7 protein-coding genes are annotated in these 11,712 nt (G+C 60.3%); 5 read left to right on the top strand and 2 right to left on the bottom strand.

The features are described 5' to 3' along the window. Positions 1 to 64 precede the first annotated feature (64 nt). Positions 65 to 799: a fibronectin type III domain-containing protein gene (locus tag ACKVY0_RS14480; RefSeq protein WP_409215543.1), complete on the bottom strand. Its 735-nt coding sequence runs from the start codon at positions 797 to 799 to the stop codon at positions 65 to 67. A 626-nt stretch (positions 800 to 1,425) separates the two neighbouring features. Here ACKVY0_RS14480 and ACKVY0_RS14475 point away from each other — a divergent pair. Beyond that, positions 1,426 to 2,073: a TPR end-of-group domain-containing protein gene (locus tag ACKVY0_RS14475; RefSeq protein WP_409215542.1), complete on the top strand. Its 648-nt coding sequence runs from the start codon at positions 1,426 to 1,428 to the stop codon at positions 2,071 to 2,073. Continuing rightward, positions 2,070 to 3,242, top strand: coding sequence for a serine hydrolase domain-containing protein (locus ACKVY0_RS14470; protein ID WP_409215541.1), 1,173 nt, complete (start codon positions 2,070 to 2,072; stop codon positions 3,240 to 3,242). The genes ACKVY0_RS14475 and ACKVY0_RS14470 overlap by 4 nt, the downstream gene beginning before the upstream one ends. Positions 3,243 to 3,325: 83 nt before the next feature. Here ACKVY0_RS14470 and ACKVY0_RS14465 read toward each other — a convergent pair whose 3' ends face one another. Next, positions 3,326 to 4,207, bottom strand: a complete 882-nt coding sequence (locus tag ACKVY0_RS14465) for a NosD domain-containing protein (RefSeq protein WP_409215540.1) — start codon at positions 4,205 to 4,207, stop codon at positions 3,326 to 3,328. Positions 4,208 to 4,270: 63 nt separating this feature from the next. Here ACKVY0_RS14465 and ACKVY0_RS14460 point away from each other — a divergent pair, with 63 nt between their 5' ends. The 3 genes from ACKVY0_RS14460 to ACKVY0_RS14450 form a co-directional block, all read left to right on the top strand. Then, complete coding sequence (locus tag ACKVY0_RS14460; protein ID WP_409215539.1) at positions 4,271 to 4,432, top strand: hypothetical protein; 162 nt, start codon at positions 4,271 to 4,273, stop codon at positions 4,430 to 4,432. After that, the gene (locus ACKVY0_RS14455; RefSeq protein WP_409215538.1) at positions 4,429 to 5,901 is read left to right on the top strand and encodes an arylsulfatase; all 1,473 of its coding nucleotides are present in this window, start codon (positions 4,429 to 4,431) and stop codon (positions 5,899 to 5,901) included. The genes ACKVY0_RS14460 and ACKVY0_RS14455 overlap by 4 nt, the downstream gene beginning before the upstream one ends. A gap of 640 nt (positions 5,902 to 6,541) precedes the next feature. Beyond that, the coding region (locus tag ACKVY0_RS14450; protein WP_409215537.1) for a beta strand repeat-containing protein at positions 6,542 to 11,712 on the top strand (5,171 nt) is incomplete at its 3' end.

Here is an 11,712-nt window from a genome sequence, read left to right as displayed (position 1 = left end):
CACTAAACTGTGGGCGAATCGGATTCGCCCACAATTGAGATGAATGATAGGAGCGGTGGGTTTCTCACGGCACCCGCTTGCACGCAGGGTCGCTCCAGGTGCTTTTGCCTCTTGCGTTGCAGGCGCGGAGGCGGACCCAGACTTTTTGGCCGGAGGGGAGGCCGGTAAGCTCGAAGCGGCTCTTCTTGCTGGTGTCGGCGTGCTGCCAGTTGGGCGCGGCTCCCAGGGGATCGGTGGCGGTGTATTGGATCTCGTAGTATTCGACGATGCCGGGCTGGCCGTTGCACTGGCCGGAGAGCTCGCCGTCGGCATCCCCCATCTTGAGTTCGAGGCCGGTGGGCTGGTCGGGGATGGGCTTCGGCGCGGGCGGGCCTTTGACGCGCATGAGGGTGGACTCGACCTGGGCCTCGGTGGTGGCGATCGTGCCCACGGCACTGGCGAGGGCGATGGCGCCGTCGGTGACGCCTTTTTCAGCCTTATCCCGCTCGGTGGTGGCCATGGTGACGGCGTTTTCAGCGGCGCGCAGGTCGGTTTCCCGGTCTGACAGGGTTTTCACCTTGGCCTCCAGGGCGGTGAGGTCGGCGGCGAGGCTGGCAAAGACCGCCTGCTCGGAGGTGGCGGTGAGGATGGCACGGATGCGGGCGATGAGCGCTGGCACCGAGAGGTTCTTCAAATCTAGGACGACGTCAAACATGGTGTGTGGCGATTGAGAGTTCAGGATTTCTTGATAAGTCCTCGGATCGTCATAAAACACCAGAGGATCATCGAAATGTACGAGGGGATCATCGAAGTGCGGCATGGCAATTAAGGTTCGACTTTTCGAGGCTAAATGATTCGGTCGTTATGAAGCGAGCCTAAAATGAACCACCCTGGAGTTTCCTGCCAATTGTTTTATTAAATCTATGAATATTTGCGGCTATTTATAAAATACTGCGGAAAATTGAAGCTCAGATCTGGGTAAACGGTGAATAGACAGATCTATTCGAGGCTTAGACATGACGGGGCGCCGGGTAGCAGTGGGTATTTCCCGGTAAATCCTGAATATGCACCGCTCAGGCAGGGGGAAGCGGCGTTTAGACAGCGGGAAAGGGCGTGTTTTATGGGGTTAACGATGGATCACACGAGGTGCCTGCTGAATCCCCATGGAGAGACGGCGGGTAGCAAGAACCCGCCGCCGCGTCAAGATGGTTGGATACCGCGCTCCATCACTTTTATGATGAAAACGTAGAAGGTTCCACCCTAAATGCGGCAGTTGATGGTTGAGAGTTGAGAGTTGATGGTTGATAGCCTGACACTGAAGGTCTTGCGTGTGGGAGCGGCATTCACCTGCTGGGTGAAGCGCTGCGCAGTGCGCAAACGGTTGGTGCTCAGGCCATCAACGATCAACCTGCAACTATCAACACCGGAAAAGATGCTAGGCATTCAGTGCCCATCTTGGGCGTCTGGGAGATCCCCACGCGTCTGGAACTGGCGAAGAAGCTGCGCTTGGACACGGCGGCGGACTTTTTGCCCTTCCTGGCCGCCGGGAGCATGAAAAACCTTGTTCCTGCGCACGCTTTGCGTTCTCATCCGTTCATCACACTGAAAATGACCGAAGCCGAACGCAGAATCATCGCCGCCCAGGGCTACGTGGAGCTAGGGCTCCATGCGGAGGCCTGCGAAGAGCTATCGCCGCTGCCGGTGGAGATGCATGACCGCGTGGATGTCATCGAGATCACGCTGCTCTGCCTCATGGGCGAGCACCGCTGGGCTGAGGCGCTCGCGCTGGCCACGCGGCTCTGCCAGCAGGAGCCGGTGGAGCCGGGCGGCTTCATCCACGCCGCATTCTGCCTGCATGAACTCGGCCAGACTGCCGCTGCGGTCGATGTCCTCTCCCGCGGACCCGCCACGCTGCGCACCAAGCCGGTCTATTACTACAACATGGGCTGCTACCACGCCTGCCTCGGCCATTTCGACAAATCGCTCACCTATCTGGAGCGTGCGTTTGAAATGGACGGCACCCTGCGCCTGCACGCGAAGAAAGATCACGACCTCGACTGCCTCCGCGCCCAACTGGAGTCCCATCACGCATGAGCACCCCCGCCAGCCCCACAAATCTTCGAGCCGTCGCCGCATGGTTTGAGGGCAGTTTTAGCACGCGCTGGGAAATGGGCGCTTCCGTTTCGATCTGGCACCATGGCCGTGAAGTGCTGAGCCTGTCGCATGGTCATTGCGACCGTTTGCGCACACGAGAGTGGAATGCGGACACCCTCGTGCCCGTCTGGTCTGCGACCAAAGGCCCGGCGGCTGTCTGCTGCCTGCTCGCGCTCGAAGAAGCCGGCGTGCCGCTCGATTGCCCAGTGGCCGAGGTGTGGCCCGAATTCGTCGGCGGTGGCAAATCCAACGTCGCCTTCATTCACCTGCTCTCGCACACCGCCGGTTTGTGCGCGCTGGATGTGCCCACGCCGATCTACAACTACGACGCTGTCGTCGAAGCGCTCGAACGTCAGCGGCCGCTGTGGGAACCTGGCACACGGCAAGGCTACCACGCCCGCACCTTCGGCTTCCTGATGGACGAAATCGTACGGCGTCTCGCCGAGACCGAATCGCTCGGCGAATACTTCCGCGAAGTCTTCGGCAGTCCGATGGCGCTCGATTTTTGGATCGGGCTGCCCAGCGCGCAATGGGACCGCGTCTCGCCGATCTATCCCGGCAAGATCAGCATCGCGAACAGCGACCAGGCCTTCATCAAGGCCTTCAACACCGCCGGCACGCTCACGCAGCGCACCTTCACCTCGCCCTTCGGTTTGAACGCCGTCAGCGACTTCAATCAAAGCTCCACCTGGTCTCCCGGCTACGCCAGCATGGGCGGCGTCGGCAGTGCGCATGGCCTCGCGAAGTTCTACTCCATGCTGGCACAAGGCGGCCGTTGGAACGGCACTCAAATCGTGCCCGAGTCCGTCGTGCGGCACTTCGAGCGAACGCTCACGCAGGAACACGACTCCGTGCTCCTCACGCCCATCGCGTTCTCCACCGGCATGATGCAGGACCCACTCAATACCGATCCCGAATCCGACGGCGGCAAGCTGCGCCGTCACTTTGGCCCCAGCACGCTCGCCTTCGGCCATCCCGGCGCCGGCGGCAGCCTCGCCTTTGCCGATCCTGAAAACGGCATCTCGTTCGCCTACGTCATGAACCAGATGGAAATCGGCGCCCTGCCGGGAGAACGGGCCGCAGGACTGGTCGAGCGCTTGTATGCATGAAGTAGCTTGGCTCTCCAGAGCCGAGTTCTGGGAGTGCCGCAAACACACACAGTGCCGTGCGATCTCGGCTCTGGCGAGCCAAGCTACTCCACGATCTCGTGCTTCCCCTCGCTGATCGCGATGGCCTTCATGCCACTGCTGGTGATCTGGTTCGCTTTCACGATCTGACCTTCACCAGCGAGGAGGATGCCGTTCATGCCGCTGCCGGTGATCTCGTTTTGAATCACGGAATTCTTCTGCGTGCGTGAGTTGATCTGAACCGCGTTTTTCAGGCTGCCCGTGATGGCGTTGAGCGCCACCACGTTGCCTTGCGCGATGGTTTTGACCTCCGTGGCACCGGTGATGAGCACGCCCGTGTCGCAGGCGCTGATTTCATTGCTGGCGACGAGGCAGCGCTGCGAACCAGTGAGCTGGACGCCAGTCTGGCAGCGCGTCACATGGTTGTGCGTGATCGAGCAGCCACTCATCTGTTCTCCGAACACGATCGCCGCGCCTGCGATGTCGCGAAACGTGCAGTCCTCGATCTCCAGCGCCTCGATGGCGGCCTTCGGCAGCAGCACGGCGGCGCGCCGCTGATTTTGGAAAAAGCAGCGCCCCACGCGCACCTTCGCCAGCTTGTTCGTCTGGCCCGGCTCCGCCATTTCCGCCACAGCATCCTGACCGCCCTCGAAGGTCAGTTTCTCAATCCGCACCTCCTCGCAGGCTCCCCCCAGCAAAAACAGCGAGACCGCATTCGGGGCGGCCTTCAGCACGGACGCCTCCGCATCCAGGCCGATGATCCGAAGCTTCTTCGCATCCTTCAGCATCAGTCCGCGCTGAATGACATGCACGCCGGGCGGAATCACCACTTCGCCACCGCCAGCCTTGATCGCCTCATCAATGAAGCGCTGGATGTCCGCTTCGGGGAGTGCGCTGGCTGGTTGCAGGGCACCGAGCAGCAAGGTGAGGAACAAAAGCCGTTTCATAGGAGGGGAGTTGTGATTCAATCGCTGTGAAACCCGCTTTTTTCGTCTTCTTTCGCCCTTCCCATGAAGTTTCTCTCCCGCCCCGCCTTTTACATCATCGCGCTGCTCATCGTGGCGATGTTGCTGCTCACGCTGTGGATGCAGTGGATACTAAGCCAACCACTCTTCCCAATAGATCATCCACCAAAAGAAAAGGCTCCCGCCGCCGTTTCAACCCGACCATGAAGCACCTGATCATTCTTCTCGCCCTGACGCTCACCGCTCACGCTCGCCAGCCCAACATCATCTTCATCCTCGCCGACGATCTTGGTCCCGGCGATCTCGGCTGCTACGGCCAGAAGATCATCCGCACGCCGAACATCGACCGCATCGCGGCGGAAGGCATGCGCTTCACGCAGCATTACTCCGGCAACGCCGTCTGCGCCCCGTCACGCTGTGTGCTGATGAGCGGCCTGCATCCCGGCCATGCCTTCATCCGCGACAACCGTAGCATCAAGCCCGAGGGCCAGTGGCCGATCCCGAACGAGACGGTGATCATCCCAGAAGTGCTGAAGCCGCTCGGTTACACCAGCGGCGGCTTTGGCAAATGGGGCCTCGGCGGTCCCGGCACGACGGGCGAACCGTTGAAGCAGGGCTTTGACCGCTGGTTCGGCTACAACTGCCAGGCCGTTGCGCACAATTTCTATCCCACCTATCTGTGGGACAACGATCAGAAGATCGACCTCAAGAATCCCGCGTTCCCCTCGAACGACAAGTTCAAGCCCGGAGAGGACCCGACGAAACCGGAGAGCTACCAGCGCTTCAAGGGCACCGAATACTCTGCCGATCTCATCGCCGAGCAGGCGCTCAAGTTCGCACGCGACAACAAGGCCAAGCCCTTCTTCCTCTACTGGCCCACCACCGTGCCGCACGTCGCGCTGCAAGTGCCGGATGACTCGCTACAGGAATACCTCGGCAAGTTCGAAGACGCGCCCTATCCCGGTGGCAAGGGCTACCTGCCGCACTTCGCGCCGCGTGCCGCGTATGCCGCCATGATCACGCGCATGGACCGCGAGATCGGCAAGATGATGGCACTCATCGCCGAACTCGGCCTGGATGACGACACGATCTTCGTCTTCACCAGCGACAACGGCCCGCTCAACGGCACCCACGCCGGACTCGCCGGCACCGACGCCGCCTTCTTCAACTCCGCCGAAGGCCGCCGTGATGGCAAAGGCACGCTCTACGAAGGCGGCTTCCGCACCCCGTGCGTGGTGCGCTGGACCGGAAAAATCAAGGCCGGCGCCGTGAGCAACCGCGTCAGTGGCTTCGAAGACTGGCTGCCCACGCTGCTTGATCTCGCCGGTGCCAAGGGCCAGACGCCGAACACCGACGGCATCAGCCTGGTCCCGACGTTGCTGGGCGAAACACAGCCCGAACGCGAGTTCCTGTATCGTGAATTCCCCAGTTACGGCGGCCAGCAGATGCTGCGGATGGGCGATTGGAAGCTCGTGCGCCGCAATCTCACCGCCAAAGGCAAGGCGAAGGCCAAAAACGCCACCACCACCGAAGAACTCTTCAACATCGCCACCGATCCCGCTGAAACGAAGAACGTCGCTGCCGAGCATCCCGATCTGATTGCGAAGATGAAGACGATCATGGCTTCGCAGCACACGCGCAGCACGGATTTTCCGATGGCGGTGCTGGATCAGTAGGAGCGCACGCGTGCGTGTGGCAGTCTCCCGTTCGTTTAACGGAAGATGAGATTCACCTCAGGGCCGTGCCAGCACGGTTTGCAACCGCAAACGGTTGTCGGGTGTAAGGAAGAGGGCACCAATTGCCCGGTGTTTTGACCAAGGACACAAAAACGTGACCGTGGCCGTCTGCGGCAAGATTTTATTCTTGCCGTGAAATTATCCAATGTCTTAGCTTGCTATTAATCCATTAAAATAAGCCCAGTGATATTGGACTATGAACAACGTCAGCCACCCTTACATCTCCGTCATCGGGTTCATAAAAACCACTGGTTACGTCACGACGAGTTCCGCGTGATGCACCCAGCCGCCGAAAGGAAAGCTCGCGCCGACGCTCTGCCTTCCTGCATACGGTGCCAAAGCGCTTTTGTGCGCTGATTCACGACCTGCCATGGGCAGGATCTTGCTGTTCAGCGCTAACACGCGCCTTCTTCCTGTTCTCCTTGCGTCCAAACCGTTCGTTCAGCCATCAATTCACGCCAGAACTCGCTTTATGATACCTGCCGTCAGCCAGACGTGTTTTCGCCATGCTTTCCGCGTCATTAGAATTTTTTACGTGCGTCACATCGCGCCCTTTTATTCCAGGACACGGGCCAGCACCATGCTTGTTGCTTTTTTGGGCATCTGGCAGGCTGGCCAGTCGTTGCATGCGGCAACATTGACCTGGGACATCACCGCAGGGGATGGAGCCGCCATCACGGGCGGTACGGGCACCTGGGCCGATGGCTTGGGCAATTGGAACACTGGTGCCGGGGACACGACGTGGAACAATGCCACGCCGGATGCCGCCATCTTTGGCGGCACGGCAGGCACGGTCACGCTGGGCGGTGCTGTCACCGTCGGGAACATGAACTTCAGTTCTGCCTACACTCTTGCCGGCGGCGGGAACATCCTCACGCTCGCCAGTTCCACGATCACCGCCAATGCGGCAGCCACCATCAGCGCTCCGCTGGGCGGCACCAGCGGCCTGATCAAAGCTGGCACGGGCATGCTGACACTCTCCGGTCTTAATATCTACACGGGTGTGACGGCGATCAACGCTGGTATGCTTAATGCGACCTCCATCACCAATGGCGGGACCAGCAGCAACATTGGGGCAGCCAGCAACGCCGCCGCCAATCTGGTTCTCAATGGTGGCACGTTGCAATACTCGGGCGCTACAGCCAGCACGGACCGCCTCTTCAGTGTGGGAACTGCTGGGGGCACCATCAGCCTGCCGGTGGCGGCGACCTTGAGTTTCACCAACACGGGCAGCATGGGATTCAATGGCGAGGCTGGCGCACGAACGCTGTCCTTCGCGTTCAGCAACAGCGTTTTTGGAGGCATCATTGAGCTGGGCAGTGTCATCGCAGACAATGGTGGGGCGACTTCCATCGTGAAGTCGAATACACTAGGCACGGTGCGGCTTACGAACAACGGCAACACGTACTCTGGAACCACTACGATCAATGGTGGAACGCTTTCGATCGGCACTCTCGGCGGCAGCACAGGCAGCATCGGCAGCGGCAACATTATCATCAACGCTGGCACGCTCCTCGTGGCGCGCACGGGCACCGTCGCCCTCTCGCAAATCATCAGCGGGGCGGGTGGCGTGACCAGCAATGTTGCCACGGCATTGACTCTGAGCGGCAACAACACTTACACAGGAGTTACGCGCTTGCTCGGCAATGGCGGCGTGCTGAGCATCTCCAGCATCGCCAATGGTGGCATCGCGAGCAACATCGGTGCCGCCAGTTCTGCCGCAGGCAATCTTTCCATCACCAATTTAGCAACCTTGCGCTACACCGGAGCGGGCGCTTCGACAGACAGATTGTTTGAAATCCCGAATGGCACGGCCAATCCTGTGGCCACGATTGAGGCCTCCGGCAGCGGAGCACTCCTGTTTACCAATACAGGCAGCATGGGGTTTGGTGGCGGTTCTGGGGTGAGAACGCTCGTCCTGAGCGGCACCAACATTCAAAACAACACCATGTCACCTGCGATTGGGGACAATGGCGGAGCCACCACGCTGACGAAGTCAGGGGCTGGCACCTGGCTGCTGAACGGAACGAATACGTATAGCGGCACGACCACGATCAACGCAGGCATCTTGCAGGTGGGCAGTGGCGGAACGACTGGCACACTGGGAACCGCTGGGGTGACCAACAATGCCAGCCTAATGATCAACCGCTCTAACGCCATCACGATCTCCAACAACATCAGCGGCACCGGTTCCTTCACCCAGGCGGGCACCGGCACGACCACGCTCAGCGGCACGAACGCCTACACCGGTGCCACCGTGATCAACGCCGGGGTTCTCAATGTGACTTCCATTGGCAATGGCGGCACCAGCGGTGGCATTGGTGCGGCGAGCAATGCGGCAACCAATCTCGTGCTCAATGGCGGTACGCTGCGCTATTCCGGCACGGGCAGCGGTAATAACAGCGATAGGCTGTTCAGCGTGGGGACAGGCGGCGGCACGCTGGATTTCTCCGGCACGGGTTTTTCAACCAGTTTCACCAACACCGGCAGCATGGGGTTCAATGGTCAGAGCGGTGCGCGAACGCTCACGCTCGCTGGTAACAATACGTTGGACAACACGGTGGCGTTGGTCATCGGCGACAACGGTGGAGCCACGTCAGTGATCCGGACCGGCAGCGGGGTTTCGGTGTTGTCGGGAACCAACACCTACACGGGTGTGACGACGGTGTCGGGAACGGCGATTCTCCGGGTGACCAGCCTGACGAATGGCGGAGTCGCCAGCGGCATGGGGGCTTCGAGCAATGCGGCCACGAATTTGGTGCTGGACGGCGGCGTCTTCAAATACTCCGGCGGAACCGCCAGCACCGACCGGCTGTTCAGTGTGACGACCAACGGTGGCACGCTGGACTCCTCAGGTGGTTCACCAGTGAGTTTCACCAACACCGGCAGCATGGGCTTCAATGGCCAGAGCGGCGCGCGTACTCTGACACTCACCGGTGTGAACGGAGCCGGCGCGACCTTGGCCGTCACCCTAGGCGACAATGGTGGAGCGACATCATTGGCGAAGACCGGGGCTGGCACCTGGAGTGTCACGGGCACGAACACCTACACGGGGGCGACGACCATCAGCGCGGGAACCTTGATTGTCTCCACACTCGGCAACGGCGGCTCCAACAGCAACATTGGCGCTTCGACCAATGCCGCCGCCAATCTCGTTCTCAACGGCGGCACCTTGCAATACACGGGGGCAGCTTCCAGCACAGACCGTTTGTTTAGCGTGGGAACCAGTGGTGGCACGCTGGATGCCTCCGGCACGGGGGCGGTGAATTTCACCAACACCGGCAGCATGGGGTTCAATAGTCAGACGGGGACGCGCACTCTGACGCTTACTGGTTCGTTTCTTGGCCTCAACATCGTTGCGGCTGTGATCGCCGACAATAGTGGGGCCACATCCCTGACCAAGACAGGCTCTGGCAAATGGGTGCTCACAGGCGCGAACACCTATTCTGGCACAACGACGGTCAGCACTGGCGTGCTGCAAATCGGCAACAGCAGCGCCGGTGGAACCTTTGGCACTGGAAACATCGTGAACAACGCCACCCTGGTGTTGTTCAGGTCAGACACATTCACCTTGTCACAAACCATCAGCGGCACTGGCACCCTGAGCAATGCGGCAGGCACCGCCGTGCTCACCGGGCTTAACACCTACACCGGCTTCACGGGCATTTCTGCCGGAACGGTCAGTGTGGACACGCTGGCCAATGGTGGCAGCGCCAGCAACATCGGCGCATCCACCTCCGTGGCCACCAATCTGCAAATTACCGGCGGCACGCTCAAATACACAGGGGCAGGTGTCAGCACCGACCGTCTTTTTGCCATTGGGGTATCGGCAACCATCGACGCTTCCGGCACCGGGGCATTGAGCTTCACCAATACCGGCAGCATGGGGTTCATGACCACGGCGGCTCACACTCTCACCTTGGCTGGAACATACACTGGTAACAATAGCCTCGCGGCGGTGATCGGCGACAACGTGGGAACGACTGCGGTGATCAAGAGCGGCGCAGGCACGTGGATGTTGACCGGGACCAACACTTACACCGGCACCACCACCATCAGTTCGGGCATCCTACAGATCGGCAATGGCGGCACTGTTGGCAATCTGGGAACGGGAGCGGTTACCAACAACGGAACTCTCATCATCAACCGTTCCAACGCCATCACCATCTCAAACGTCATGAGCGGTACCGGCGCTTTAATCCAGAATGGCACCGGCACCACCACCCTCAGCGGCCTGAGCAATGCCTGGGGGAGTGCCACGGTGAATGCGGGGATTCTGGCGGCTGGGGTAGCGAGTGGATTGGGCAGCAACTCGGCCATGACCGTCAACAGTGGTGGCACACTTGCCACCAACGGGATGCCTTTGGGGGCTGCGGTCGGCTCGCTTTCCGGCTCAGGGATCGTGCAAAATGGCAGCAGCACCAACTCTGGACTGACCGTTAGCGGAAACATCAGCACGACATTCAGCGGCGTTATCCAGAATGGGGGCACTGGCAGCATGTTCCTGACGAAAATGGGGGCGGTGACCACGCTGACCTTGTCTGGCAGCAACACCTACACGGCGGCCACGACCATCACTGGAGGAACTTTGAGCGTCTCTTCTCTGGCCGACGGTGGCAGCGCCAGCAACATCGGTGCCTCGACCAACGCCGCCGCCAACCTAATTCTCAACAATGCCACTGCTGTTCTGAAGTATACCGGCGCGACCGTTAGCACGGATCGTCTCTTCAGCATTGGCAGCAGTGGCGGAACACTGGACGCATCAGGGACGGGGGCTTTGAGCTTTACAAACACCGGCGGCATGGGTTTCAACAGTCAGACAGGCACTCGCACGCTCACCCTCACTGGAACCAATACCGGCAGCAACATCCTGGCTGCCATCATTGGCGACAACAGCGGTGCCACTTCGCTGACAAAATCAGGCGCAGGCACCTGGGTGCTCGCTGGTGCCAACACCTATACTGGCACCACCACGATTAGCGCTGGCGTTCTGCAGATCGGGACGGGTGGAACCGTCGGCACCTTGGGAACTGCCAGCGTGACCAATAATGCGAATTTGACGATCAACCGCTCTGACGCGGTCGTCATCGCCAACGCCATCAGTGGCACTGGTTCCTTCACGCAGGCGGGCGCCGGCACGACCACGCTGACCGGAACAAACACCTACACGGGCACCACCACGATCAATGCGGGCACGCTTCAAGTCGGCAATGGGGGCACGACGGGAATCTTGGGAACAGGAACGGTGACCAACAATGCCAGCCTGGTCTTCAACCGGTCGGATCTCGTGACTGTGTCGTCTTCCATCAGCGGCACCGGCTCGCTCACACAGGCGGGAACTGGGACAATACAACTCATGGCAAACAACAGTTACTCTGGAACCACCACGATTAGTGCGGGAACGTTGCAGATCGGCATTGGCGGCACGACGGGAACCTTGGGAACAGGAGCGGTGACCAACAACGCCAGCCTCATGATCAACCGCTCGGATGCCATCACCGTCGCCAACACCATCAGCGGCACAGGAACTGTCACGAAGGCTGGCGCTGGCACGACCACCTTGAGCGCCACGAACTCCTATACGGGTGCCACCGTCATCAATTCAGGAACGCTCAGTGTTTCCTCTCTTGCCAACGGCGGAACAGGCAGTGGGATAGGTTCGGCGACCAGTTCGTCGGCCAATCTTGTCTTGAATGGCGGCACGCTGCAATATACGGGAGCAGCAGCCAGCACCGACCGGCTCTTCAGCAT

This window comes from Prosthecobacter sp. (genome assembly GCF_046154365.1).
In the GTDB taxonomy this organism is placed as follows: domain Bacteria; phylum Verrucomicrobiota; class Verrucomicrobiia; order Verrucomicrobiales; family Verrucomicrobiaceae; genus Prosthecobacter.
This window is presented reverse-complemented; position numbering and strand designations above follow the sequence as displayed.